22 protein-coding genes and 6 tRNA genes are annotated in these 25,303 nt (G+C 38.7%); 18 read left to right on the top strand and 10 right to left on the bottom strand.

Going from position 1 to position 25,303, the window contains the following annotated elements; all coding sequences use genetic code 11:
* The first annotated feature begins 73 nt into the window (after positions 1 to 73).
* From ACS125_RS00620 to ACS125_RS00585, 8 genes are all read left to right on the top strand, one after another.
* Complete coding sequence (locus tag ACS125_RS00620) at positions 74 to 433, top strand: YbaN family protein (RefSeq protein ID WP_005309821.1); 360 nt, start codon at positions 74 to 76, stop codon at positions 431 to 433.
* Between the two features lie 278 nt (positions 434 to 711).
* Positions 712 to 1,215 carry a cell wall-recycling L,D-carboxypeptidase ElsL gene (gene elsL, locus ACS125_RS00615; RefSeq protein ID WP_312825173.1) on the top strand — a complete coding sequence of 168 codons (504 nt, stop codon included), beginning with the start codon at positions 712 to 714 and terminating at the stop codon, positions 1,213 to 1,215.
* A gap of 206 nt (positions 1,216 to 1,421) precedes the next feature.
* A tRNA-Val gene (locus ACS125_RS00610) sits at positions 1,422 to 1,497 on the top strand.
* A 24-nt stretch (positions 1,498 to 1,521) separates the two neighbouring features.
* Positions 1,522 to 1,598, top strand: a tRNA-Asp gene (locus ACS125_RS00605).
* A gap of 47 nt (positions 1,599 to 1,645) precedes the next feature.
* A tRNA-Asp gene (locus ACS125_RS00600) sits at positions 1,646 to 1,722 on the top strand.
* Positions 1,723 to 1,808: 86 nt separating this feature from the next.
* A tRNA-Val gene (locus ACS125_RS00595) sits at positions 1,809 to 1,884 on the top strand.
* A gap of 36 nt (positions 1,885 to 1,920) precedes the next feature.
* Positions 1,921 to 1,997: transfer RNA gene (locus ACS125_RS00590), tRNA-Asp, on the top strand.
* Positions 1,998 to 2,063: 66 nt separating this feature from the next.
* A tRNA-Val gene (locus ACS125_RS00585) sits at positions 2,064 to 2,139 on the top strand.
* A 367-nt stretch (positions 2,140 to 2,506) separates the two neighbouring features.
* Here ACS125_RS00585 and ACS125_RS00580 read toward each other — a convergent pair.
* The 4 genes from ACS125_RS00580 to yccS all read right to left on the bottom strand — a co-directional run bounded on the left by ACS125_RS00580 (position 2,507) and on the right by yccS (position 8,996).
* Positions 2,507 to 3,292 (bottom strand): YdcF family protein, encoded by a 786-nt coding sequence (locus ACS125_RS00580; protein ID WP_151964345.1) that lies wholly within the window; start codon positions 3,290 to 3,292, stop codon positions 2,507 to 2,509.
* A gap of 115 nt (positions 3,293 to 3,407) precedes the next feature.
* Positions 3,408 to 5,990 carry a PepSY domain-containing protein gene (locus ACS125_RS00575; RefSeq protein WP_443270010.1) on the bottom strand — a complete coding sequence of 861 codons (2,583 nt, stop codon included), beginning with the start codon at positions 5,988 to 5,990 and terminating at the stop codon, positions 3,408 to 3,410.
* A 155-nt stretch (positions 5,991 to 6,145) separates the two neighbouring features.
* Positions 6,146 to 6,721 carry an SdpI family protein gene (locus ACS125_RS00570; protein ID WP_004789292.1) on the bottom strand — a complete coding sequence of 192 codons (576 nt, stop codon included), beginning with the start codon at positions 6,719 to 6,721 and terminating at the stop codon, positions 6,146 to 6,148.
* Between the two features lie 100 nt (positions 6,722 to 6,821).
* Entirely contained in the window at positions 6,822 to 8,996 is a 2,175-nt protein-coding gene (gene yccS, locus ACS125_RS00565) for a YccS family putative transporter (RefSeq protein ID WP_443270008.1), read from the bottom strand.
* 127 nt (positions 8,997 to 9,123) lie between these two features.
* Here yccS and ACS125_RS00560 point away from each other — a divergent pair, with 127 nt between their 5' ends.
* Positions 9,124 to 10,338, top strand: coding sequence for a multidrug effflux MFS transporter (locus tag ACS125_RS00560; protein WP_443270006.1), 1,215 nt, complete (start codon positions 9,124 to 9,126; stop codon positions 10,336 to 10,338).
* Between the two features lie 25 nt (positions 10,339 to 10,363).
* On the opposite strand, the gene ACS125_RS00555 is transcribed toward ACS125_RS00560, so the two are convergent.
* Positions 10,364 to 11,071, bottom strand: a complete 708-nt coding sequence (locus tag ACS125_RS00555) for a nitroreductase (protein ID WP_004789299.1) — start codon at positions 11,069 to 11,071, stop codon at positions 10,364 to 10,366.
* 509 nt (positions 11,072 to 11,580) lie between these two features.
* Between ACS125_RS00555 and ACS125_RS00550 the strand changes: the two genes are divergently transcribed.
* From ACS125_RS00550 to sbmA, 6 genes are all read left to right on the top strand, one after another.
* Entirely contained in the window at positions 11,581 to 11,784 is a 204-nt protein-coding gene (locus ACS125_RS00550; protein ID WP_151964349.1) for a hypothetical protein, read from the top strand.
* A 157-nt stretch (positions 11,785 to 11,941) separates the two neighbouring features.
* On the top strand, positions 11,942 to 12,109 hold the full coding sequence (locus ACS125_RS00545) for a hypothetical protein (protein ID WP_116772752.1): 168 nt from the start codon (positions 11,942 to 11,944) through the stop codon (positions 12,107 to 12,109).
* 99 nt (positions 12,110 to 12,208) lie between these two features.
* The gene (locus tag ACS125_RS00540; protein WP_443270004.1) at positions 12,209 to 13,684 is read left to right on the top strand and encodes an alanine/glycine:cation symporter family protein; all 1,476 of its coding nucleotides are present in this window, start codon (positions 12,209 to 12,211) and stop codon (positions 13,682 to 13,684) included.
* A gap of 169 nt (positions 13,685 to 13,853) precedes the next feature.
* On the top strand, positions 13,854 to 14,828 hold the full coding sequence (locus ACS125_RS00535; protein WP_443270002.1) for a patatin-like phospholipase family protein: 975 nt from the start codon (positions 13,854 to 13,856) through the stop codon (positions 14,826 to 14,828).
* 203 nt (positions 14,829 to 15,031) lie between these two features.
* On the top strand, positions 15,032 to 16,267 hold the full coding sequence (locus ACS125_RS00530; protein WP_004789305.1) for a threonine ammonia-lyase: 1,236 nt from the start codon (positions 15,032 to 15,034) through the stop codon (positions 16,265 to 16,267).
* Positions 16,268 to 16,504: 237 nt separating this feature from the next.
* Entirely contained in the window at positions 16,505 to 17,701 is a 1,197-nt protein-coding gene (gene sbmA, locus ACS125_RS00525; RefSeq protein ID WP_004789306.1) for a peptide antibiotic transporter SbmA, read from the top strand.
* A gap of 40 nt (positions 17,702 to 17,741) precedes the next feature.
* Here sbmA and ACS125_RS00520 read toward each other — a convergent pair whose 3' ends face one another.
* Positions 17,742 to 18,491, bottom strand: a complete 750-nt coding sequence (locus tag ACS125_RS00520) for a DUF4850 domain-containing protein (protein WP_443270001.1) — start codon at positions 18,489 to 18,491, stop codon at positions 17,742 to 17,744.
* 121 nt (positions 18,492 to 18,612) lie between these two features.
* Between ACS125_RS00520 and ACS125_RS00515 the strand changes: the two genes are divergently transcribed.
* From ACS125_RS00515 to ACS125_RS00505, 3 genes are all read left to right on the top strand, one after another.
* Entirely contained in the window at positions 18,613 to 19,677 is a 1,065-nt protein-coding gene (locus ACS125_RS00515) for a DUF1176 domain-containing protein (RefSeq protein ID WP_443269999.1), read from the top strand.
* 63 nt (positions 19,678 to 19,740) lie between these two features.
* Entirely contained in the window at positions 19,741 to 20,484 is a 744-nt protein-coding gene (locus tag ACS125_RS00510) for a hypothetical protein (protein WP_443273898.1), read from the top strand.
* Between the two features lie 109 nt (positions 20,485 to 20,593).
* Positions 20,594 to 21,112, top strand: coding sequence for a hypothetical protein (locus tag ACS125_RS00505; RefSeq protein WP_238612577.1), 519 nt, complete (start codon positions 20,594 to 20,596; stop codon positions 21,110 to 21,112).
* 80 nt (positions 21,113 to 21,192) lie between these two features.
* On the opposite strand, the gene ACS125_RS00500 is transcribed toward ACS125_RS00505, so the two are convergent.
* The 4 genes from ACS125_RS00500 to gatC all read right to left on the bottom strand — a co-directional run bounded on the left by ACS125_RS00500 (position 21,193) and on the right by gatC (position 25,255).
* Positions 21,193 to 21,771, bottom strand: coding sequence for a DJ-1/PfpI family protein (locus tag ACS125_RS00500; protein ID WP_443269996.1), 579 nt, complete (start codon positions 21,769 to 21,771; stop codon positions 21,193 to 21,195).
* Positions 21,772 to 21,939: 168 nt separating this feature from the next.
* Positions 21,940 to 23,409, bottom strand: a complete 1,470-nt coding sequence (gatB, locus tag ACS125_RS00495; RefSeq protein ID WP_151964354.1) for an Asp-tRNA(Asn)/Glu-tRNA(Gln) amidotransferase subunit GatB — start codon at positions 23,407 to 23,409, stop codon at positions 21,940 to 21,942.
* Complete coding sequence (gene gatA / locus ACS125_RS00490; protein WP_049838060.1) at positions 23,409 to 24,887, bottom strand: Asp-tRNA(Asn)/Glu-tRNA(Gln) amidotransferase subunit GatA; 1,479 nt, start codon at positions 24,885 to 24,887, stop codon at positions 23,409 to 23,411. Before gatA ends, gatB begins: the two co-directional genes overlap by 1 nt.
* Positions 24,888 to 24,940: 53 nt before the next feature.
* Complete coding sequence (gene gatC / locus ACS125_RS00485) at positions 24,941 to 25,255, bottom strand: Asp-tRNA(Asn)/Glu-tRNA(Gln) amidotransferase subunit GatC (RefSeq protein ID WP_000107699.1); 315 nt, start codon at positions 25,253 to 25,255, stop codon at positions 24,941 to 24,943.
* Positions 25,256 to 25,303 lie beyond the last annotated feature (48 nt).

Genomic DNA, 25,303 nt, shown 5'->3' with positions numbered 1-25,303 from the left:
ATTCATAACGGATCAACAAAAAATATTAGAAAAACACTTTATACTAACGCTAACAGCAGGTTAAGGTTTATATATGCGAACATTGTTCTGGCGCTCTTTAGTTGTGATTTTTATCACGCTAGGCATTATTGGAGCAATTTTACCAGGTATGCCAACAACAGTGTTTTTGATTCTGGCTGCTTGGGCTGCGTCAAAAGGCTGGCCACAAATGGATAATTGGTTGTTAAATCATCCTAAATATGGTCCAACGCTACGTGATTGGCGAGCCAATGGCACAGTGCCTCGTAAAGCGAAGTGGATTGCAAGCATAATGATGGCGATTAGCGGAATTATCATGCTATTCACTTCAGCACCACTTTTAGTCAAGGTTTTTACTGATCTTACTATGTTCATCGTTGCAGTTTGGTTATGGCTACGCCCTGAGCCAAAATAAAAGATTAATAATCTTTTATTTTGGCGCAAGACAAGCAGTGAAACTGCGCGTAGATAAAAGAAGATTGATAATCTTTTATTTTGGCGCAAGACAAGCAGCGAAACTGCGCGTAGATAAAAGAAGATTGATAATCTTTTATTTTGACGCAAGACAAGCAGCGAAACTGCGCGTAGATATAAGAAGATTGATAATCTTTTATTTCCAGTGCAAGAGAAGCCTTTACAATAATTTTTTAGTTAAACTCAATGTATTTGAGTTGATATAAGAGAATAAGTTCAATGTCTCAATTTAAGCTCGAAGATGCGGATGTTCTTATCGATTTAGCAAACCAAACATTAACTTTGCCTAAACATAATAGGTTTTATGTCATTTCTACAGGAAAGAATGGAATTGGTGAGCAGGAAAACACGGGTAGAACACCACGCGGATGGCATAGAGTGGCAAAGAAAATTGGTGCCGAGTCCCCACAAAATGCAGTTTTTATTGCACGTAAGCCAACAGGCGAGGTTTATAGCACTGAGTTAGCTATCCAATATCCTGAGCGAGACTGGATACTTTCCCGTATTCTTTGGTTAGATGGTCTAGAAGAAGGTTTTAATAAAGGCGAAGGCCACGATACCATGCAGCGTTACATTTACATTCATGGGACTCCAGACACGCAACCAATGGGGGTGCCAATGTCACATGGCTGCGTTCGAATGCGTAATGAAGAAATCATTGAGCTATTTGATTTAGTTGCTGAAGATGCGTTAGTTTATTTATCTGAACAATCTTTAACCTGAGAGCGAGTTTTATCTAATCTTGATGAGCTGTGTAAATGTGGTAAATATTGAAATAAGTGTTTAAATAAAATACAAAAAATTGTTTTTTACTTAATAATGACTTATTTTTAATCATTCATTCGCATTTTTTTAAAAAGAAGTCGAAAAGCGTTTGACACCTGTTAAAGATTCTCTATAATGCACCTCACAAACGATGAAGACGTTAAGGGCGCTTAGCTCAGTTGGTAGAGCGTCTGCCTTACAAGCAGAATGTCGGCGGTTCGATCCCGTCAGCGCCCACCAAGCCTTTACGTTAAGCTCTCAAGTGCAGCGGTAGTTCAGTTGGTTAGAATACCGGCCTGTCACGCCGGGGGTCGCGGGTTCGAGCCCCGTCCGCTGCGCCACTTAAGACTTAACATCGTTTACCCCACAATTTCGATATTGTGAAAGTGCAGCGGTAGTTCAGTTGGTTAGAATACCGGCCTGTCACGCCGGGGGTCGCGGGTTCGAGCCCCGTCCGCTGCGCCACTTTTCAGTTCGGGTTGTGTTTGGAAGAAGGTTTGAAATGTAAAAATTTTAAATCAAAAAATTAATGAATAATTAGTTTTCTTCTAGGGCGCTTAGCTCAGTTGGTAGAGCGTCTGCCTTACAAGCAGAATGTCGGCGGTTCGATCCCGTCAGCGCCCACCATATATGTGACCATACTTTATTTTAAAGTATTGTAGTGCAGCGGTAGTTCAGTTGGTTAGAATACCGGCCTGTCACGCCGGGGGTCGCGGGTTCGAGCCCCGTCCGCTGCGCCATTCTCTTGATTCCCTTGTCTAGAGAATGTAGAGTATAAAGATACATTCGCTATCTTTTCTCATTAAGGGCGCTTAGCTCAGTTGGTAGAGCGTCTGCCTTACAAGCAGAATGTCGGCGGTTCGATCCCGTCAGCGCCCACCATTATTTCTTTCAGAAAATTTAATTTCCTAAATTAATTCTTCCATAAATATCTTATGTTTGCATATAAAGTTATTTATTATGTAATCAAGTATGGGTTCAAATTTTCTATTTTAAAAGAATAAAGTTTTACTCCTTTAAGTTATTTTTCTATTGATTTCAATTTTTTAACTTTAGTACTTCTATACTTATGCCTTCGATGGGTCCCTGATCCTCATTAAATTTGTTTCATTCGAGACCAAATATAAGAATTTAATCTGTAATTTATTATCTTCAGCTTAGATCGACTTTATATTTGTACTGATTGCTAATATTTTGGCAAATAAAAAACTGCTATTTTTTGAATAGCAGTTTTTCGACTAAATTACTTTTAATATTCGTTTAGAAGCCATCCACTCGCATACGCAAAATATTCACGTAACCATGCATTATAGCGAGTAGCTAATGGGGTCTCGGCCGCTACTCCATAAACTTGGGTATAGCCCTGTTTCTTTGCAATTGCTTCTGCTCTAGGAATATGAAAATCACTTGTAACAATAGCAATTGGTTGGTTTAAGTTAATGTGCTGCTGTGCTAATAGTGGTTTACTATTTTTTAAATTAAGTTCAGTACTAGTACTTTTATCTTCAAGAATCATTCGTTCTTTTGCAATATGATACTTTTGCTGAAGATAACGAGACATAACTAATGCTTCGCTTTCTTTTTCAGAAAAGTCTAAACCGCCTGTTAAAACAACTTTTGCGTGCTGTTGTTTAAGCGCTAAAGGGGCAGCTGTATCTAAACGTTTTGCAAGAATTGTAGATGGTTGACCATTTTCGACACCGCTTCCTAAGACGATAATTGCTTTTACTGGAGGAATATTATCTGAAGTATCTTTATTTTCTTTAATAAAGTTAAAGAAATAGCCTAAGCCAATTAGCCATATCCAGAAGCATAACCACCCAAAACGCCAAAGCGTGTGTAAACGATAGTGATAGAAGAAAAAACGCTCAAAATGATAATAAAATAAAGAATAGAGGCAGAAGAACGTTCCTAGAATTAAAGGAATAATTGTACCGACATGGATTTTATTTAGGAAAATTAAAAATAATCCATCTAGAATTAAAATAGAACCAATGGTGGCTAAAAAAATACGGACCCACTTTGTGACTTGCATTGTGCTTAGAGTTGCAATTTAAATTGCAGACAGTGTATGCAAAATCATTCTGAATGCAATAAAAAAACCGAGTAAAGCATTTAAGCTGTTACTCGGTTTTTGTTTTTATTGATCTTTAATAAACATCACGGCGGTAACGGCCTTGTTGTCTTAGCTCATCTACTTGTTCTTCACCCAGAATTTCGATAAGTGCTTGATCAACTCCGCTTGCCATACCATCAATACTACCGCATACATACAGAACAGCACCGCGTTCTATCCAGCTTACTAATTCTGCTGCATTCTGACGGATTACATCCTGAACATACACACGTTTTTCTTGATCTCTTGAAAATGCTAAATCAAGGCGTTTTAACATTCCTGTTGTTTGCCATGCCTCAATAGTTGATGAATAGAAGAAATCACATGCTCTTTGACGCTCACCAAAGATTAACCAGTTTTCAGTGTAATCATGACGAGTACGAGTGTGTAATAGGCTCATTAAGCCAGCAATACCTGTTCCGTTACCAATACAAATAATAGGACGGTTGTCATCAATAAGATGGAATGATTCATTGGTACGAATACGTAAAGCAATTTCATTATTAACTTGCGTATGTTGAGTGAGCCAGCCCGAACCTAAACCTAAATTACCAGATGCGTCATATTGTTGACGAACAACCAAACGAAGCACTTGCTGAGAAGGAATACTCGCAATCGAATACTCTCGCGTTGGTAAGTTAGGGAGCTGCTCTAATAAATGGTCCAGATTCGCAAAGGGTTCAATTTCGCCCGTTAAATCTTTATTCCAAAGTGCTTTTTCGATTGGAATCTGTAATGAGTCAACTTTTGTATTTTTAAGAATATGATGCTTCTGCAAAAAGTCGTGAATACGTTCAGGGCTATTACCTGGTTGAATTTCAGCAATATCACCTGCTTGCCATAGTGCTTCGTGCTTTGCATTAAGCTCAATATTATAAGCAGGTTGACCTAAGCTATTTGGATTGAGTAGGTCACGTTGTTGCAGTACCCATGTATCAAATACTTTTTCTAAATTTACAGCATGCAAATCTAATTTAGTTGCTTTGGAGAGTGCCTGATTCCAGTTTTGAATATCCGCTAAGTTTGCATTATCAACTTCAATTGTATTGAAGAGGGCATGAGCACCATTCGCTTTGAGCCAAGCGTCCACCGCATGACCAAAACTACAATAAGTGTCTGGATATTCTTTAGAACCTAGAGCCAAAACAGCATAGTTGATGTGCTTAAGATCTAAATTCGATTTTAAAAGTTTCTTAGCAAAGCTTGTGGCGAGATCAGGAGCATCACCAGTACCATAAGTACTGATTACAAATAAAACTTGCTCATGCTGCTCTAAATCAGACTGTGTTAGCTGCTGAACAGGTTTAACCTGAACAGGTTGATGAGCTTCTTGTAAAATTGTTGCTGTACTCCACGCAAGTTGTTCGGCTACACCTGTTTGAGTTGCATAGGTAATAAGCCAAGGTTTCGCATTTGGATCAATGTATTGTCCAGCTAAAGACTGACGAGTCGCCTGTGTTAATTTTTTCTGTTTACGGCGTTTAAGATAAAGCATCCATCCTGTAACCAAGAACAAAGGCATGGCTAATGAGGCAAGCATTGCAACAAATTGATAAATTGGTCCAAAGAAACTACCACGATGCACTGGTAACATGCTGCTCATGATCTTTTGATTAAGCTTTTTATCTTCGTAAAGCTCCATCTTTTCGATATTACCAGTTTGATAATTATAGATGGCTTGGTTACGTGCACGCTCATGTTGCGGCGTAGCATCGACAAAGCTTAACTCAACTTTTCCATCATCTTTTTTCGGTAAGCTCAATGTTAGTGTCGAATAATCACGCCCGACCTGACTATTGAAGCCACTCCATGTTTGATTAAGTGCTGTAATGAGCTGAGTATTATCTAATTGAGTCTCTGATTTTTTATCATTATTACGGTCAGATCGTTTGCCTTGTTGCATTCCGCGATTTTGAGGAGTGCTGCCATGACCTTGTGGTTTAGGTTGCTCAACGCCCATCACTTTGAACATGCCACTACGCCACCAGTCATAAGACCAATATAGACCTGTACAAGCGAAAAGAAGATAAAAAACAATGACCCATGTACCCACAACAGCATGTAGATCCCAAATAAAATTTCGGCCTTTCAACTTCGGCTTAACAGCGAGCCATTGACGAGCAGAATGCTTTTTAGGCCAACGTAAATATAACCCACTGAGCACGAAGTAAATTAACATGAGTGCGCATGCACCAGTAATTTGTTTACCAACTTCACCAGCTGTTAAATTACGATGAATTTGTTGTATGAGTAACAACAACTTTCGCCCTTTTACATCTGGCAGAACTTGAGCGTTATAAGGGTTAACCATCATATTGTAGCCACGACGTTCACCTTCTTTTTCAATATTCACAACAGAAGAAGAGGTGGGGTCCTTGGCAATCGTAATGCTATTAATTTTAATTTCAGGCTGAGTTGTATTGAAATGTTGATATAGCTGAGCAGGAGTTAATTTTGGAGTGTTTTCAGCTTGAACAACATAACTATCAGAATTCACCCATTTTAAAATTTGTTGATCATAAGAATAAATTGCACCTGTTACACCCATAATGGATAAGATGAGGCCAGCAGTAATACCCAGAAACCAATGAATTTGAAATAAAATTTTTTTAAACATGGTCGAAAATGTAAATATGATGGAGATCTTGTAACGAAGTATAGCCGAAGATTGGGGAGATAATATGGATTTTGGAGATAATATTAATTTTCATTATCATTTATTTTTAGCTTATTAAAAAACCTCCCTGAGGAGGCTTTTTATAGAATAGAGAATTACAAGGTTTTTGGTTCACCTACAGATTCTTTTAAGTGAGTGCGAATCGTATTGAACGAAAAGTTCTTAGAATCCATTCGTTTAGGTAGAATGTAAGCACCTTGCTGCTCTTGACCTTTTGGATCTTTTACTTTGAAATTGACCAAAATGAAATCAGGTGCATTGTACCATTCGTAGATATTTTTCCATCCAATTGTACCAACGCCTTCTTGATGGCCCATTTGCTGACGCATTACAATGCCATGAGGCTGTACACCTAAACGAATACCTTTGATTTCCTGTACCGGAAATTCATTCATTTTGCGTTTAACGTACCATTCTAATCCGTATTTACGACCTAGGTAGTAAAGTACGACAGCGACAATAGCAACCCAGCAAAAAACAGTAGAGTAGTTCTTAATAAAAATAAGACCTAATATAGCTAGGGCTAAAACGACACCCATAATTGCCCAAATTTTTGTGCTGATTTTATTAGTGCTGCGCCAGATAAGAAGCTGTGCATTACGTTGTTCAGCTTCTGACACATCATATGGAACAGGCTGAAGCGTATAAGCGTATAAAGTTTTCGCGGTCATAGTGCAAATAACAAATTGTAAACTGTTTTAAGTTTAGCACTAATTGGCATAAGTCAGGAAAGGATATTATGCCAATTTAATACTAAATTCCGAGGCGAATTTATAATGATGCAAGCTCACTGGCATCATTATCAAGATCATGACTTAGCCGTTGTTTTAACATACTAAATTGGTTTAATACACCAAGCATGAGCGAAAGCTGTTGTAAAATAATGAGTGATTTTTGGTCATCTTCATCATTTTGGCTTAGACGTTGACGTATCGTTTGGAGCATATTTTGTGCTGTAAGATCAGGCATTTCGTCTCTTAATAGCGCCCCTTGAATATCATCAAGGGCTTGATCTAATAGTTTAAGGACAGCTTGATCCTGAATGTTTTCTCGATGTGCCCCAAGTGCCGCGATATAACTTAAAAATGTATGGTTTAAACATAAAAATTCAAAAATATCGGATTTACGAGTCGGATCAAAATCTGGTTCAGTTGCTAAAGTTGAAATAAGTGAAGCAACTTCAGCATCAGTATTATGTGCAGCTCGACGTACAATTCGGTAATTTAGCGCATGATTACGGCCTTCATGGTATTGTTTGACGACTTCAGCTAAATAATTACATTGCGCTTGTAGGGAGCGTCTAATATTGCGAGGCAAACGTCTGAATTTCCAGTCAGGCCAGATAAATGTCACACCGAACCAAGCTAAGGCACATCCCATTAAAGTATCTACAAATCGAGGAATGGCAGCAGCCATTGCTGAACCGTCTAGATTAAAGTTAATTAATGCCAAAATGGTGATAAAGGCAGTTGCCTGCGCATATTGTTTACTGCGTAACTCAAAAAACAGGACTCCACTTAATATCAACATGAATAGTTGTCCTTCAGTCGAAGGAATTAAGAAGATAATCGCAAGTCCAACGACAATACCAACTAATGTCCCAACAATTCGTAGACGTAAGCGGCGCTTGGTCGCGTTAAAGTTGGGTTGGCTTACAAATAGAGCTGTAAGCATAATCCAATAGCCATATTCAATATGGGTCATTTGAATAAAGACATATCCAATAAACAAAACAATCGAGACACGAATTGCATGGCGGAACAGCACAGATTCAGGAGTTAAGTTCTGTTTTATTCGGATGACAATATCATTCCATCCTTGTAAATCATCGTCTTTCAGCTGGTTTTCAGCTTGTTTAACTTTGTCAGATTGAATGTGTTGTTCAGTTTCCAAGTTGAGTAACTGGGAATCGATAGACTTTAAATTTTGGTATAACGCGAAAAGAGCATTTACCCATAAAAGGTCATAATGCTGATCACGACGTAACTTTTCTAATGAGAGGCGTAGGTTTTCAAAGCTTTGTTTAAACCTTTTATTATGGTTATAAGGTTTACGTTGCAAAATACATTCATTTAACTCTTGGCAAGCTTTACCTTGAACCGCCAAAATTCGTTGGAATCTAAATAAAATATCACTGTGCTGAAAAATTTTGGCTAATTTTTGATAGTCAATATGGGCGGAGTCAGCACGTTCATGAATATCTTGAGCAACAAAATAATAATGTAAGCTTCGTCGTGTATCTTTTTGTCCACGGTCGCCTTTTAAACGAGTCAGTAAAGCTGTTTTTAAGTCATTAAAAATCGTAATTAACTTACCGTTTTCTAACGACAGCTCGATCATACTTTGCTGATAGCTGGCAGGCGTCATATCTACATCAAACAAATTTGATTTTGCAAAAAGAAAATCACCTAGGGATGCATAAGATGCAGCCAGTTTGTCTTGTAATTGTCGAACCGGAAATAATAAAAAGCTAATAGTAGCAATGAGGCCATACCATGCAGCACCTGCAACTAAAAGGGCTGGTTGAATATACCAATGATCAAAAAGGTGAACACCTAGCATGGTATAGACTGAAACAACTAAACAGCCATAAGAGATGGTTGCGTAACGACGTCCTAATGAACCGAGTAAAATCCAGCCAATACATGATGCAATTAACCCTAAAGCAAAAGCCATTGGATAGGGGAAAAGTAGTTGTACTGAAGCAGCGGTAACGAAGAACCCAATATAAGTATAAATCAGGTTCATGATTCGCACGGAAAAGCGATCATCAATATCACTTAAACCTGCTGCGACTACACCTAAAGTGAGTGGAATTGTTGCTAATTGATAGCCTAAAAAATAAGGCACGAAAGCAGTTCCTGAAAAGGCTATCAGCATTCGCACGTTATACATAAATGTTGTGTTATAAGTCGCTCTTTTTAGGCGTTTAAACCAAGATTTCAAAGGAAGTCCTTGCTGATCAACCTGAGTGGTAAAGGATTTGTGTATTTCTACACCAATGTTGCACAAATCATACGATAGACAGTGTAAGCTTGTCTGTATGCAAATGATTGAAAAATGAAATATCGTTATGTCTGAACAAACAGCCCAGCGTCAATACTCTATTGGCTGGATTATGCTGCTCGCTTTGCTTACGGCTTTAGGGCCATTATCCATCGATATGTACTTACCTGCTTTGCCACAAATGGCTCATGATTTCGGGGTAAGTACGCAAATGGTGGCAAATACATTACCAGCTTACTTTTTTGGCTTAGCTGTTGGGCAATTGGTTTATGGTCCTCTAAGCGACCGTATTGGTAGAAAAAAACCACTTTACTTTGGCCTCGCGCTTTATGCAGTCGCAAGCTTATTTTGCGTATTGGCGACAAATGAATGGGGTTTAATTGCTGCTCGTATTTTGCAAGCTTTAGGCGGCTGTGTCGGTGTGGTAATGGCTCGTGCAGCCATACGCGATAAATTAGATGTTCAAGGCTCGGCACAAGCTTTTTCAAGCATGATGATTGTAATGGGGCTTGCACCAATTTTGGCACCGATGATCGGGGCATGGATTTTAATTTGGTTCCCTTGGCAAGCTATTTTTATTGCCCTTTCAATTGTCGGCGTCATATGTTGGTTGTGTGTACATTTCTTCTTTAAAGAGACCTTAGCAACTGATAAAAGGCTTAAGCTTTCACCATATCAAGTAGTGACCCTCTATGGGGCTATTTTCAAAGATACGAGTTTCCGTTTACCTATGTTTGCAGGGTGTTTAACAGGAGCAGCGCTATTTTGTTATATCAGCTCAGCCCCAGCAGTTTTTATGGATCAGTACGGACTCAATCAACAAGAGTTTGCTTATGTATTTGGACTAAATGCTTTTGGCATTATGTTGATGTCATCTTTAAATAAGCATTTAACATCACGTGTTGAAATCACGAAACGGTTAAAGGCGGGTTCGCTCGTCCAAGTAACTGGAGCGATTATTGTATTTATTGCGGGTTTAATCCCAGCAGCGCCTTTATGGCTTGTTATGTTAGGGCTATTTTTAGCGATTTCAGGCATTGGTTTAACAGGACCGAATGCAATGGCGCTGGCAATGTCTAAACAGGGGGCTCGCGCAGGGACAGCGAGTGCGATCATGGGAAGTATGCAGTTCGCTTGTGGTCTTTTAGGTGGTGTATTACTTAATTTTCTTATTTGGACTGCATCGCTTAATATGGGCGTGATGATGGTGTTATTTACACTAAGCGGTTTTATTGTCGTATTAAAAGCGACGAAACAGGTAACAATAAAGCCATTCTCATAGTTTTAAGAGAATGGCCACTTATATATTATTCGTCTAGAAAAACTGCGAAATTTTCAACTGGTTCTCTAGGGGTAATAAAGGTATTTACAATGTGGTTAGGATCAGCATGACCTAACGCAATTGCACATACAAGCTCTTCTTCATCTGATGCACCCAAGATATCTAAAACAACAGGGTGAAAATGGTTCCAAGCTGCTTGTGGGCATGTATCTAAACCACGTGCCTTAGCAGCGACCATCACGTTCTGGATCATCATTGCAATATCCATTTTAGACCCGATTCCCATTGTTTTATTTACAGTAAAGAAAAGGCCGACTGGAGCATCGAACAGTTTGAAATTACGTAACTGCTGTTCCGCCATTTTTTCTTTTTCGCCTTTTTTGATTTCGAGTAGGCCATAGAGCCCCCAACCATTTTCACGGCGGCGATCAATAAACGGCGATATCCATTTTTCAGGATAATAGGCAAAGGTTTCTTTATATTTTTCTGCAAGTTCTGGGTTTTTTGAAACTTCAATTTGTGCTGCACAAACACGCTCTACCATTTCATCACGCTTGTTGCCTGTTACTACATAGACTTTCCATGGTTGAGTATTTGTTCCAGAAGGTGCTCGACTTGCGACTTGTAATATATCTTTAATGACTTCTGACTCAATTGGAGTATTTAAAAAAGCGCGGACAGAATGTCGAGAAGTGATAGCTTCATCAACGAAACGAACTTGTTCCAGATTCATGAGTACTCCTATATCTTTTTCTTAAATATTTCATACTTTTTGAAGCTTAATTTCATGCTTTGAAAGTACTTCATTTATAAGCAAAAAATATTAGAAAAGAGATATCCTTACAGGTATGATAATTTAATTAGTTTAGACATATTGTCTGATTAATTATAATTCGAATATGCCACTTTAGATTTAAATAGACAAAATAGTCTGATTTTGTCGGTTATAAAAAATAAAAGCATAACAGGGAGTGGGTGAAAAATATTCAATTGAAATAAAGGTATAATATGTTTAAAAACAGTACAAAACGGATAGTTTTATATAAAATATGACCATTTTTTATATAAAATTTTAATGAAAAATATACACAAAACTTTAAATTTCTGCATAATACCGACTTTTTTACGCAGGTATGATTTCTCCATACTCACGTTAGGAAATAGTGGCTGCAAACTAAATCCTTTTACAAAAAGGATTTAGTTTGCAGAAATGGAGAAATACACGAGGTATAGGAGCTTTACATGAGTTTACCACTCATCAACAAGCAGTTCATGAAACAAGGATTGGCGATTACCATTGCAACCATGAAAATGAACGTAACTCAAGCAGCTACTGAGTCACAAAAAATACAACAGCTTAGTACAGGTCTAAACGCACTCTTCTTTGATCATGGAGAAAAGGGCGCAGATAATCGCGTTATGGCGATGGCTCGTTACAGTCTTTGAAATTTATATCCAGTTTAGACATTTGTTCAAAAGTATATGTAAATATGCTTATTGGCTTAAATCCAGATTTTGTAAAACTCGTTTAACTGATGGGAATCATTAGACGAGTTTATTTAGCGGTGGTCATTTGTTAGTCTCCAAGTTTGTAGCTGAGTCGATGCATACTGTTTTTCCGAAAGCGGAAAAATTCAGTAGTGCAATGATATTATTTTATCTGAAGGTCGCTTTCTCTCATGCAACCTTCAAAGGCTTAGTGTTGGGCATGATGTTGCTTAAACTTGTGACGGTAATTGCTATTCAATTGACATTAAAAGTTTTTTCTTGAATTTACTGAAAAGTCCCGGTTTCTAGGGGCTTTTTTGTTTATTGCAGTATTTTGGCATGTGCTTTTAGCACATTAGCAAGGAACGTAAGCGGACCGAGTATGAATGAACAACTCAATGCCACACTGATGTCGTGGGTAAAATTTTTTAATGACCCTTTATGGGACTTTTTGGTTATTTTCTTGCTAGCTGTAGGTATTTTTTATACGGTCTTAACAGGAGCTGTGCAAATTCGCATGTTCTTGCAAAGTATCCGAGTGATGAAAAGTAGTCGTACAGAAGGGGAAGATGAGCATGGTCTTACACCTTTTCAGGCGTTTGTAACTGGCCTTGCGAGCCGTGTTGGGGTAGGTAATATTGCTGGTGTAGCAATTGCTATCGCAATTGGTGGTCCAGGTGCAGTTTTCTGGATGTGGGTAACTGCTGTTCTTGGTATGAGCTCTGCTTTTATTGAGTCTACACTTGCTCAGCTATTTAAAGTTAGAGATAGTAAGAGTAAACAGTTCCGTGGTGGACCAGCCTACTATATTACTCAAGGTTTGCGCAGTAAAACCTTTGGTGTGGTCTTCGCACTTGCATTGATCTTTACCTACGGTTTCGTATTTAACTCAGTTCAAATCAACGCGATTGCTAATGCATCTTCACATGCTTGGGGTTGGGATAAAGCCAATGTTATTGCTCATCTAGGTGGCGTTGATCTAGAAATTTCATGGGTTGGTCTTGCGCTCGTCATTATGGTTGCATTAGCAATTTTTGGTGGTATTAAGCGTATCGCTAAATTTGCAGAGATGTTTGTACCTTTAAAAGCAGGTCTTTACTTATCTGTTGCTCTCTATATTGCAATCAGTAACTATGCAATTTTGCCTGATATTTTAAAGTTGATTGTGACTGAAGCTTTCAACTTTAATTCTGCAGCAGGTGGTTTCTTTGGTGCGGCAGTATCAATGGCAATGATGCAAGGGATTAAGCGTGGCTTGTTCTCTAACGAAGCTGGTATGGGTTCTGCACCAAACGCAGCAGCTGCGTCTGATGTAAAACATCCTGTAAACCAAGGTTTGGTACAAATGCTCGGTGTATTTGTAGATACTTTCATTGTATGTACAAGTACTGCAATCATTATTTTGGTTTCTGGTGTTTACCAAGATGCAGGTTTTGTCGGTGTTGAATTAACTCAACGTGCGTTAGAAACTCAAGTTGGGCATTGGGGATCGGACTTCCTTGCTGTTCTATTATTCTTGTTCTGTTATTCAGCTGTATTAGGTAACTATGCCTATGCTGAAGGTAATGTACAGTTTATTAATAACAATCCGAAAGTCATGTTCATCTTCCGTATTTTTGTATTGGTGATGGTGTACTTCGGTGCAATTGGTAGTGTACCACTCGTTTGGTCTATGGCTGACTTGTTTATGGGTATCATGGCAACCATTAACTTGATTGCAATCGTACTATTAACACCGATGGCACGCACATTGTTAAAAGATTACCGTGAACAATTGAAAAAAGGCATTAAAGAGCCTGAGTTTAAAATTGATAAGTATCCAGAGTTGAAGAAAAAAGTTGATTCAGATATCTGGTAAGTTACAAAAGGCCTCTTATAAATAAGGGGCCTTTTTCATAGGGGGATAGATAAAATACTTGAGTCTAAATTTTAAACATGACAAATTAAATAAATTCAATACAGCTTTTAACGATACTAGCAACTAAAATTGCAATCCGAACTTAAACCTCATAGTGCGAATATAGGCCATGAAACAGCTTAAATTGTGGGTTCTCGGACTCTCTATAGTGGTGGCAGGATGCCAGACCACTACACACTTGTCTGCTGCTCTAAAACCGCAAACAACGGAAGCTTATGCTCGCTCTGTTGAACAGCCATTTGCACGAATTAAAAAACAGCAAAAGCGTCCAGTTGTTGCGCTTGTATTGGGCAGCGGTGGAGCACGAGGTTATGCTCACATTGGTGTTATTGAGGTTTTGGAACAACATGGTATTCGACCAGATTTTATTGTAGGTACTAGTGCTGGTAGTATTGTTGGAGCACTTTATGCCAGTGGTAAAAGTCCTGCTCAATTACGTGATACGGCTTTAAAAATGAAAGCTGGTGATGTACGTGATATTAGTATCGGACTAAAAGGTTTTTTTGATGGTAAAAAAGTAGAAAACTACGTTAACCAGCAAGTAAACAACATGCCACTCGAAAAAATGAAAATCCCAATGTATGTGGTTGCAACTGAATTAAAGCATGGCACTAAAACCGTATTTAACTATGGTAATACTGGGCAAGCCGTAAGAGCATCTGCTTCAATTCCAAGTATGTTTGTGCCGACTAAAATTGGTAAATCTGAATATGTCGATGGTGGGTTAGTGAGTCCTGTGCCGGTTGAAGTCGCACGTGACTTAGGTGCTGATGTCATTATTGCAGTTGATATTTTAGCTCAACCTATTTACACAGAAACATCGAATGTCTGGGGACTGTTTAACCAGAATATTAATATTATGCAAGGCCGTTTGGCGGCAGAAGAATTACAATATGCGGATGTTGTTATTCAACCAGATTTAAGAGAAAAAGCGCATATTTTTGATGTGAAAGGCCGTGAAGCCACCATGAAATCTGGCATCGATGCAGCCAATGCTAAACTTTCCGATATTCAGTTTGCTATTGATCAAAAAATAGCTGAACAGAATATGTCTACTGAAGGGTTAAGTGCACAAACTCAATAATTTGACGTTAATTATTTGAAAATTAATTAAAAAGCCTGAATAGGGCTTTTTTTTATGTGAGTTTAAATCCTTAATTTTTGGAATAAAAATTTTTGTATATTAGATATATGTTGGATATGCTGAAAACTCTGATACCAATATAAAATATTGATGTCTTTTTTAAAAAATAATTGATTTGTAATGTATTGAGGCTGACTAGATAAATGATACAGCAACAGGTTAAAAATGGGTTTCCAACATTAGATGATGTTCATGCTGCCGCAGAGCGTTTAGAAGGTTTAGTCGTAAAAACTCCTTTTGTTTTCTCAGAAACCATTTCTAAAACCTTAGGGGCTGAGATGTGGCTGAAATTTGAAAACTTACAATTTACAGCTTCTTTTAAAGAACGGGGTGCACTGAATAAACTGTTGTGTTTATCTGACCAAGAAAAACAACATGGTGTTATTGCAGCTTCGGCAGGTAATCATGCACAAGGCGTAGCGTATCATGCTCAGCGCACAGGCGTAACAGCAACTATTGTGATGCCTAAATCTACACCTAATGTAAAAGTACAACGAGTGCGTGAATATGGGGCACGAGTCATTTTACATGGACAAGACTTTTCAGAAGCTGCCGCTGAAATGCACCGTGTTGCACAAGAAGAATCTTTAACAATTATTCATCCATTTGACGATGCAGAAATTATTGCAGGTCAGGGAACCATTGCACTCGAAATGCTTGCAGCCGTTCCTGAACTAGACATTTTAGTTGTGCCAATTGGCGGTGGTGGTCTAATTTCTGGTATTGCGATTGCTGCTAAAGCTATCAATCCCAAAATTAAAGTGATTGGGGTGCAATCGGTTGTATATCCAAGTATGGCGAAACTTCTTTGCAATTATCAGCATGCCGTTTCAATGGGCTCTACAGTTGCAGAAGGTATTGCGGTAAAAACTCCGGGTGAGCTTACAACTCAAGTTGCTAAAGAATATGTTGATGACATTGTTGTTGTCACTGAAGACATGATTGAAGAGGCAATTGCGCTGTTACTCAATATTGAGAAAACAGTATGTGAAGGGGCCGGTGCAACAGGTATTGCCGCAATTATGTCTCGTCCTGATTTATTTTTAGGTCATAAACTTGGTGTAGTGCTTTCTGGTGGCAATATTGATACACGCGTTATGGTCTCTGTATTACAACGTCATTTAACGCGTACAGGGCGTATGGTTCGTATTCGTGTTGAATTACCAGATAACCCAGGTGCTTTAGCCCGTTTAACAGCAATCATTGCTGAGCAAGGCGGTAATATTTATGAATTGCGTCATGAACGCTTTGCCGCAACAAGCCGTGCCAAAGAAAGCGCTGTGAGTGTTGATGTTGAGCTTAAAAGCGCTTCCGACTTAGATTTGCTCATTCAGGCAATGCAGTTGGAAGGCTATATTGTTCGTAAAGAAGAGATTTAATCTCTGATATTGCTGTGTTATAAAAGCCGTATATGGCTCTTAAGGGAGTCATATACAAGGTAATTTAAAAGGATTAAATTGCCCAAAAGGGATGAATTTACAAAAAAACGATCAAATCCTTCAATGAAACGGGAAAAATTGACAATTCTCTAAACTTTGCCCTTCACAATTTTAAGGTTTAGGTTTTAGTATTCCTTCCATTGTAAATTTGAAGAAATATAAGGATATCCACGCTCAATGTTCAAATCATTTTTTCCATCACCACGGTATTTTTTTATATCTGCGGTTGTTTGGATCGTGCTAAATATGGTGCTCTGGTACTCCGGTGGGAACACATGGGGAACTTTTATTGGGTTTGCTAAAGGCTACCATGATGCACAGTTGCCAATAGGTGTTAGCCGTTTTTGGTCTCCAACCTTCTTATGGTTTTACCTTTGGTTTTTAATCTCTACAGCACTGTTTGCTGGGTTTTGGAAGGCTATATCGAATAATCCATGGCAACGTTGGTCTGTGTGGGGTTCGGCATTTATTTTGTTCAACATTTGGTTTAGCGTTCAGGTTAGTGTTGCTATTAATGCATGGTATGGACCTTTTTATAATCTCATTCAAAGTATGTTAGATCACGGTGGTGGTGACATTAATAAACTTTATATGGGAACGGTTACATTCCTTTTAATTGCTATGGTTGGTGTGACTTTAGCTGTAATTAATTCATTTTTTGCTAGCCATTATGTATTCCGTTGGCGTACAGCAATGAACGAATACTACACAGAGCATTGGAATAAGCTGCGTCATGTAGAGGGTGCTTCACAACGTGTACAAGAAGATACCATGCGTTTCGCATCTGTTTTAGAGGATTTAGGGGTAAATTTTATAAAGGCAATTATGGTATTAATTGCATTTTTACCTATTCTGTTTGAGCTTTCTAAGCAAGTTAAGGTACTTCCTCTGGTAGGAGAAATTGACCATTCATTGGTGTGGGCGGCAATAGTATGGGCTGTTTTTGGTACAGTTCTATTAATGGTGGTTGGTATTAAATTGCCTGGTCTACAATTTAATAATCAAAAAGTAGAAGCTGCTTACCGTAAAGAACTGGTTTATGGCGAAGATTATGAGGAAAGAGCGCAACCAAAAACACTAAAAGAACTTTTCTCGAGTGTTAAGCTGAATTATTTTAGATTATATTTGCATTATTCTTATTTTAATCTGGTCAGTATCTGGTATCTACAATTAGATATTTTATATAGCTTAGTTGTTTTATTCCCATCTATTGCAGCGGGTAAAATGACATTAGGCTTAATTACACAAATAAGCAATGTGTTTGATAAGGTCCGTGAATCATTTCAATATTTAATTACTTCATGGAAAACAATTATTGAACTACTTTCGATTTATAAGCGTTTAAAAGCTTTTGAATCGATACTACATAAATAAAAGAAAACCCGCGAAAGCGGGTTTTTTTATAAGCATTGGATTAATGAGTCGCGTTATAAAAATTGAGAATAGGGCCAACCAATGCCTGTTGCGATTTATCTAAGGTGACTTGAATCTCTTTATAGTTAAAAGTGTCTCCATCATGGTATTTAGCAATACCATGCGTTTTATTGTTCACTTGTGGAATTTGATAACTAAAAAAAGCCACTTTCTTAGAAGGATGAACAATATTGATTAGTTTTTTAGGGTCGTTATAACCACCGAATTCATTTTCAAGACTTTCTTTTAGCAGCTCAGGAAAATAAAGTGTTGCATTTGGTAGTCCACAGCCAACACAAAATGAAGAATCATAGAGTTCTATTGCTTGTTTTTGATCCGTACTCATTATTAGCGCAAAGCCAGTTCCATTCGCACCTGCATTTGCTTGCACATCTTGCCAATTTCTTGGAACGAGTACTAAACCTGTTTCAGGTAATGCAAGAAGTTTGAGTTGTTTTGCATGTTGAGCATCGAGTTTAAAATTAAAACGGCAGCTTTTAGGTGTACAGATTTCAAAATCTTTAAGTAAACCATTCTCTGTTGGGCTTTGTGCTGTAACACCATAAAACGGGACTGTAACGCCGTTTAAAAACTTTGCCTCTCCTAGAGCGTAGAACTGATTATCTGCTTTGCGGGTGGCAGCAGAGCTATAAAATTTGGGGAAATGAGGCGTAAAGCTTTTTACTTCTGCATAAGCAGTTGAAGTTAGACTGACCAATACTGTGCTTAATAAAAAATTCAGTTTTTTCATTTTTAAAAAGTAATCATTTAAATTTTATATAAACCTAGCATATTCTTTTAAACTAGATGTTAGTCCAAAATTTTAAACTGTTTTAATTTAATAATAAAACAGACCAGCAGAGACATGAAAAATGAAAAAAATGCTTTCAATTTGCTGTTTAACGGTAATGAGTTCTTATAGTTTTGCTCAAGAAATAAAAGGTATTTCATTTTCACACCAAGAGTGGGAAATATCTTGTAGCAATACGGGTACATGTAAAGCTGCAGGCTATCAAAATGAAGAAAATGGCGATAAGCCAGCATCACTTTTATTGGTACGTAAAGCAGGGCCAAAACAAGCTGTGCAAGCTGAATTTGCTTTATCAGCCTATGAGCAAAGCTTGCCAGCCAATCAGCTTAAAAATATTCATTTTTATATAAATGGCAAAGATTTAGGTGCTGTGACTATTGATGGTACCGATTTACCCTTGATGGGGGAATTGAATAATTCACAAGTCAACGCTGTACTACAACAGTCTAAACAGAAAACTGAAATTGTATTTAAAAATGCGCAGCATCAATGGAAAATTTCCGATGCAGGAATGACTGCTGTGTTATTAAAAATGGATGATTTTCAGAAACGTATTGGGACGGTTGGCGCTTTGGTTAAAAAGGGCAGTGCCAATGAAACTAAAGTACTTATGCCTGAGCCAAAACTACTTGTTAAACATATTAAAACTATAGCTAAACCTTATTTAACTTTACAGCCTAAAAGCAAGCAGTACCAAGTAATACATCGTAGCTTGATTGCAGCTAATCCGAATCCTAAAGAAGACTTTTGTGAAGGAATTTATGGTGGTAATAGTGATGGAGCTGAACCACAAGAAATTGAGCTATATAAACTAACCAATAAGAAAGTTCTCGCGACTACGCTGTGTTGGAGAGGGGCCTATAACGAAGGGTATGGAGCTTGGGTACTCGATGAGTCTTTGACTGGTAAAGCAACGTTTGTGACAGAAACAGCTTCAGATTTCGATAGCGGTATTATTAGTAGTGCTCAAAAGGGAAGAGGCATTGGAGACTGTTGGGCAAGTGAAGAATGGGTCTGGGACGGCAAGAGTTTTGTACACACAAAAGATATGTGGACAGGGATGTGCAAAGGCTTGGCAGCAGGTGGGGTATGGGAGCTTGATCGAATTGAAGCTATTGTAAAATAATGCATTGAATATATAAGAATAGTCTAAGGAAATAAGATTTTGAATTATAGAATTTATTTAAAAATGGTTGCTTTAGCAGCTGTATTAAGTTGTTCGGCTATATCCGTTTTTGCTGCGCCATTACAAATTCTGGAATTTAAGAAAGGGCAACTGAGTTCAACAGAACAAAGTCAATTGTGTGAACAAATAAAAGATTTATGCCAGCAAGGCGCGCAATGGCGTAGTCTAAAAACTCCAGACCAAAATTTATGGATATTATCGAGCCGTAATGATATCGCACAGTTTAAAGCTACATCTACAGGTTTTAAATTAGTTAAGAAATGGAATATTGTGACAACAGGAAGCGAAGATGGCTTTTATAAACAATATATATTTCCTAAGCTTTTTCCACTCACTCAACAGCGTTATGCAATTGCAATAATTGATCAGTTTTCTGAAATGTACTCAGGAGGCGGTGCAAATATTGAGCGTGCTAGTTTTTATGAGTTACAAGAGTCAGGTAATGAGCGTTCCTTTATTAAAAATTATCCGTTTAGTTTTAGTCGGATGATTCGGGCATGTTTTTCTGAGCAAGATTATGAAAGTTCTCAAGGAAACTGTCACGATGAGGATAGTCTCAGTCTAGATATTCGTCCGATTAAACCTATGTTGTGGCAATTCCGCTATCGTTATAGTTTAAGCGTATCACCTGCTTCAGATTCAGGTGAGAAATCATATCAGGGCAGTAGAAACTTAAATATTGATTTAAATAAAGCACCGGAACAGCCCAATATTCCAGAAGCATGGAATTATGCGGGAATGGGCTAATATTAAAGTAATTGTTAAATTTGAAGAAATAGATGATTTACAGAGTCATAACAGGTAACACCACTAGCTCTGTGATACAAAGAACAGATTGTTTATTGGAGCTAGACCCATGTCACGTCAAGTTTATGCGATTGCCCGCCGTAAGTTTTCAAATTTGAGCCGTTCAGTTTGTATGGCAGTTGCTGTACTGGGTACAACACAAATTGCGATGGCAGGTCCAACAGTTGATCAGTTAAGTGACTGTTTAGTTAAGGCTACAACGGCTTCAGACAAGACCACGGTGCTTCAATGGACATTTACGGCTTTAGCTGCTCATCCTGATTTAAAAGCATTTAGTAATGTAACGCCTGAGCAAAAGGATCAGTTAGATCAGAAACTGGCGCAGGTTTTACAACGTGTGATTGTGGAGCAATGTTCTACCCAAACTAAAGCTGTGATTCAGGCTGAAGGTGTGAAGGCAGTTGGGGAGGCTTTCCAGCAGTTAGGCCAAAGTGCTGGCGAAGATATTGTTAAAGACCCCGCAGTTAAACAGCAGTTGCAGGGCACATTACGCTATATCGACTTAAATAAATTAGTGACAACGTTTTTAACACCAGAAATTTGGAATAAGTTGGGAATTACACGTTAAAAAATCTAGTTTTCTATTTTAGTAATAAAGCCTGCTATTTAATCAGCAGGCTTTATTTTAATTGGAATGAAGAGATCTATTTAGATCGTAATTGTAGCGCCTAAAACTTTCACAAATTGTGCTAACCAAGCTGGATGTGCAGGCCAAGCAGGTGCAGTTACCAAATGACCATCTGTAACTGCTTCAGTCACAGCAATATCTGCATATTGTCCACCTGCCAATTTTACTTCGGCAGCGCATGCTGGATAAGCTGAACAGAGGCGACCTTGTAATACATCTGCCGCTGCGAGTAACTGAGCGCCATGGCATACGGCTGCTATTGGTTTTTTCACTCTATCGAACTCACGTACAATTTCGACAACACGTTCATTCATGCGCAAATATTCTGGTGCTCGACCACCTGGGATAACTAGACCTACATAGTCTTCGGTATTAACGGCATCAAAATCAAAGTTAATCGCAAAGTTGTGGCCACGTTTTTCACTATAAGTTTGTTCACCTTCAAAATCATGAATAGCAGTCGCAATATGGTCGCCGTTCTTTTTATTTGGGCAAACAGCATGGACGGTATAACCTAAACCAGTTAAGAACTGAAAAGGAACCATGGTTTCATAGTCTTCTGCATAGTCACCGACCAACATTAAAATCTTTTTAGACATGATTTATCCCTCTTTTTAAAATATAAGTTATCTAAATTCTTAATTTAAATTAGCACAGTCACTAAGTAATTTTTTAGGAAAAAAGTGCATTCTTTAGTCGAAGGATGCTTTAGACGGATATAAAAAAGCCCCGATAAATCGAGGCTTTTGTTGAGTTGGCTAATGAAATTAACCAATCAATTTTTTCATTAATTCATTTACTTGAGCAGGGTTGGCTTTACCCTTAGAAGCTTTCATGACTTGACCTACAAGACCATTAAAGGCTTTTTCTTTACCAGACTTGTATTCTTCAACCATTTTTTCATTGGCTGCAAGTACTTCTTTAATGATTGCTTCAATTGCACCAGTGTCAGTTTCTTGCTTTAAGCCTTTTTCCGCAATAATGTCGTCGGCAGATTTACCTTCCGATTCCCACATAAAGCCAAAGACTTGTTTAGCAATTTTACCGCTAATGGTATTGTCAATAATACGTGCAATCATGCCGCCAAGCTGTTCAGCTGAAACAGGTGATTCAGCCAAATCTAGGCCCGCTTTGTTTAAAGCACCTGAGAATTCGCCCATTACCCAGTTTGCAGATACTTTACCCTGTGCAGCACCGCCCGCAGCAGCCACAACAGCTTCAAAGAAGTCTGCCATTTCGCGTGAAAGCGTAAGTACATGTGCATCGTATTCAGTTACAGCAAACTCTGCGATAAAGCGTGCACGACGTGCAGCAGGTAACTCTGGAAGTGCAGCGCGAGCAGCTTCAATTTGCTCATCTGCAATAATTACTGGTAACAAGTCTGGATCTGGGAAGTAGCGGTAATCGTTCGCTTCTTCTTTAGAGCGCATTGAACGTGTTTCCATTTTGTTTGGATCGAACAAACGAGTTTCTTGGTCGATGCTTCCACCGTATTCCAAAATTTCCATTTGGCGTTCAATTTCAACATTGATCGCTTGCTCAATGAAACGGAATGAGTTGAGGTTTTTAAGCTCACAGCGCGTACCAAACGGTTGACCTGGACGACGTAAAGACACATTACAGTCGGCACGGAATGAACCTTCAGCCATGTTACCGTCGGAAATACCTAACCAACGTACAAGGGTGTGAATTGATTTGATATAGGCCACTGCTTCTTCAACTGAACGCATGTCCGGTTCAGAAACGATTTCAAGTAAAGGTGTGCCAGCACGGTTTAAGTCAATGCCAGACATGCCTTCAAATTGGTCATGAATCGATTTACCAGCATCTTCTTCAAGGTGAGCACGAGTTACGCCAATGCGTTTTGTTGTGCCATCTTCAAGCTGAATGTCGATATGACCCAAGCCCACAATTGGGTTATCCATTTGGCTAATTTGGTAGCCTTTTGGAGAGTCTGGGTAGAAGTAGTTTTTACGTGCAAACACAGATGCTTGGTCGATGTATGCATCGATACCCAAACCAAAGCGGATAGCAAGATCAACCACTTTTTCATTCAAAACAGGGAGTACACCTGGCATTGCCAAGTCCACAAGGCTCGCTTGCGTATTTGGGTCTTGACCAAATTCAGTTGATGAACCAGAGAAAATTTTAGAATTGGTTGCAAGCTGAGTGTGAATCTCGATACCAATAACGACTTCCCAACCGTCAATCAATTTCAACTTTTGAGCTTCAGCCATTATGCATTCTCCTCAGCAATTGCCGCACGTTGAGTATGGAAATCGGTATTTTGTTGGTATTGATGAACAATCGACAACAATTGTGATTCTGACCAGTAGTTACCAATTAATTGTAAGCCTACAGGTAAGCTGTCTTTATCAAAACCAACAGGAGCATTAATCGCTGGTAAGCCTGCTAAGTTCACTGCAAGTGTATAGATATCGCCTAAATACATTTCAGTTGGACTTAAGTTCGCACCAATTTTATAAGCAGTTGTTGGTGCAGAAGGAGCCGCAATCACATCTACATTTTCAAATGCTTTTAAGAAGTCTTGTTGAATTAAACGACGTACTTTTTGAGCTTTCACATAGTAAGCATCGTAATAACCGGCAGAAAGCGCGTAAGTACCAATTAAGATACGACGTTGAACTTCTGGACCAAAACCTTCTGAACGTGAACGCTTGTAAAGATCCATCAAGTCAGCTGGGTTTTCACAGCGGTAGCCATAACGAACACCGTCATAACGAGACAAGTTAGAAGATGCTTCTGCTGGCGCGATGAGGTAATACGTTGGTACATAGGCTTCAGTCATGTTGAGGTCAATCTCAACAAGGGTTGCGCCCATTTCTTCAAGCTTTTTCAATGATTCTTCGACACGAGCTTTTACGTCTGCATCTAAGCCTGCAACGTTAAAGTACTGTTTAGGAATACCAATACGTAAGCCTTTTACAGATGTGCCATTTAAGTTCGCAACGTAGTCATCAACTTCTTTTTTAACCGAAGTCGAGTCTTTTGCATCGTGGCCTGCAATTACATTCATCAGGTAAGCACAGTCTTCAGCAGAGCGTGCCATTGGACCTGCTTGGTCTAAAGATGATGCGTAAGCAATGATACCGAAGCGAGATACACGACCATAGGTTGGTTTTAAGCCTGTTAAGCCACAGAAAGAAGCAGGTTGGCGAATTGAACCACCTGTATCTGTACCCGTAGCAAAAGGCGCTAAATCAGCCGCTACAGCAGCCGCAGAACCACCTGATGAACCACCAGGAACGTGGTCAAGCGCCCATGGGTTACTTGTTGCGCCAACATATGAGCTTTCAGAAGTTGAGCCCATCGCAAACTCGTCCATGTTCACTTTACCTAAAGTGACAAGACCAGCAGCTTTTGTTTTTTCAACAACAGTTGCATCGTAAGGAGAGATGAAGTTGTCTAGAATTTTTGAACCAGCAGTTGTTTTAATACCTTTGGTACAAAAGATATCTTTGTGTGCCAGAGGAATACCCGTTAGAGCAGTTGCATTACCTGCTTTTAAAGCAGCATCGGCAGCGTCTGCTTCCGCGAGGGCCTGTTCAGGTGTAACCGTCACATAGCTTTTTACCAATGGATCAATTTTAGCAATACGTTGCAAATAATGTTCAGTCAGTTCGCGAGATGAAAACTTCGCTTGGCTTAAGCCCTCAGCAAGTTCACGAATTGATAAGCGATGTAAATCAGTCATGAGTAAAATTTCTTTACATTCAAAATAGGGAAGATGGGTTAATTGAATAAAAGTTATTCAATCACGCGAGGAACAAGATACAAACCATCTTGAGTTGCAGGTGCAACTGCTTGGTATTCATCTCGATGATTGCTTTCCGTTACCACATCAGCACGTAAAGGTTGAGGATTGTCAAAAGGACTTTTTAAAGGTTCTACGCCTTCCGTATCAATGCCTTTTAAGGTTTCCATCATGCCTAAAATTTTATTTAGACTTTGAGCATATTCAGCAGATTGCGTATCATTGAGCGACAATCGAGCAAGATTGGCGATTGCTGAAACTGTTTGTGCATTTAAATCTGCTGAATGCTGTGCATCCGATGTAGACATAACATCACCTAATCAGTATTAAAAATTTTCAAAATATCGTGCGTTATA

The organism is Acinetobacter sp. PFS20 (assembly GCF_052261015.1).
GTDB lineage: Bacteria > Pseudomonadota > Gammaproteobacteria > Pseudomonadales > Moraxellaceae > Acinetobacter.
The sequence above is the reverse complement of the archived record's forward strand: the minus strand, read 5'-3'. Positions and strand labels throughout refer to the sequence as shown.

Bases quoted from the DNA above. Each gene is read 5' to 3' on its own strand.
- ACS125_RS00620 (WP_005309821.1), top strand. From the start codon at position 74: ATGCGAACATTGTTCTGGCGCTCTTTAGTTGTGATTTTTATCACGCTA.
- elsL (WP_312825173.1), top strand. From the start codon at position 712: ATGTCTCAATTTAAGCTCGAAGATGCGGATGTTCTTATCGATTTAGCA.
- ACS125_RS00580 (WP_151964345.1), bottom strand. From the start codon at position 3,292: ATGCAAGTCACAAAGTGGGTCCGTATTTTTTTAGCCACCATTGGTTCT.
- ACS125_RS00575 (WP_443270010.1), bottom strand. From the start codon at position 5,990: ATGTTTAAAAAAATTTTATTTCAAATTCATTGGTTTCTGGGTATTACT.
- ACS125_RS00570 (WP_004789292.1), bottom strand. From the start codon at position 6,721: ATGACCGCGAAAACTTTATACGCTTATACGCTTCAGCCTGTTCCATAT.
- ACS125_RS00560 (WP_443270006.1), top strand. From the start codon at position 9,124: ATGTCTGAACAAACAGCCCAGCGTCAATACTCTATTGGCTGGATTATG.
- ACS125_RS00555 (WP_004789299.1), bottom strand. From the start codon at position 11,071: ATGAATCTGGAACAAGTTCGTTTCGTTGATGAAGCTATCACTTCTCGA.
- ACS125_RS00550 (WP_151964349.1), top strand. From the start codon at position 11,581: ATGAGTTTACCACTCATCAACAAGCAGTTCATGAAACAAGGATTGGCG.
- ACS125_RS00545 (WP_116772752.1), top strand. From the start codon at position 11,942: ATGCATACTGTTTTTCCGAAAGCGGAAAAATTCAGTAGTGCAATGATA.
- ACS125_RS00540 (WP_443270004.1), top strand. From the start codon at position 12,209: ATGAATGAACAACTCAATGCCACACTGATGTCGTGGGTAAAATTTTTT.
- ACS125_RS00535 (WP_443270002.1), top strand. From the start codon at position 13,854: ATGAAACAGCTTAAATTGTGGGTTCTCGGACTCTCTATAGTGGTGGCA.
- ACS125_RS00530 (WP_004789305.1), top strand. From the start codon at position 15,032: ATGATACAGCAACAGGTTAAAAATGGGTTTCCAACATTAGATGATGTT.
- sbmA (WP_004789306.1), top strand. From the start codon at position 16,505: ATGTTCAAATCATTTTTTCCATCACCACGGTATTTTTTTATATCTGCG.
- ACS125_RS00520 (WP_443270001.1), bottom strand. From the start codon at position 18,491: ATGAAAAAACTGAATTTTTTATTAAGCACAGTATTGGTCAGTCTAACT.
- ACS125_RS00515 (WP_443269999.1), top strand. From the start codon at position 18,613: ATGAAAAAAATGCTTTCAATTTGCTGTTTAACGGTAATGAGTTCTTAT.
- ACS125_RS00510 (WP_443273898.1), top strand. From the start codon at position 19,741: ATGGTTGCTTTAGCAGCTGTATTAAGTTGTTCGGCTATATCCGTTTTT.
- ACS125_RS00505 (WP_238612577.1), top strand. From the start codon at position 20,594: ATGTCACGTCAAGTTTATGCGATTGCCCGCCGTAAGTTTTCAAATTTG.
- ACS125_RS00500 (WP_443269996.1), bottom strand. From the start codon at position 21,771: ATGTCTAAAAAGATTTTAATGTTGGTCGGTGACTATGCAGAAGACTAT.
- gatB (WP_151964354.1), bottom strand. From the start codon at position 23,409: ATGGCTGAAGCTCAAAAGTTGAAATTGATTGACGGTTGGGAAGTCGTT.
- gatA (WP_049838060.1), bottom strand. From the start codon at position 24,887: ATGACTGATTTACATCGCTTATCAATTCGTGAACTTGCTGAGGGCTTA.
- gatC (WP_000107699.1), bottom strand. From the start codon at position 25,255: ATGTCTACATCGGATGCACAGCATTCAGCAGATTTAAATGCACAAACA.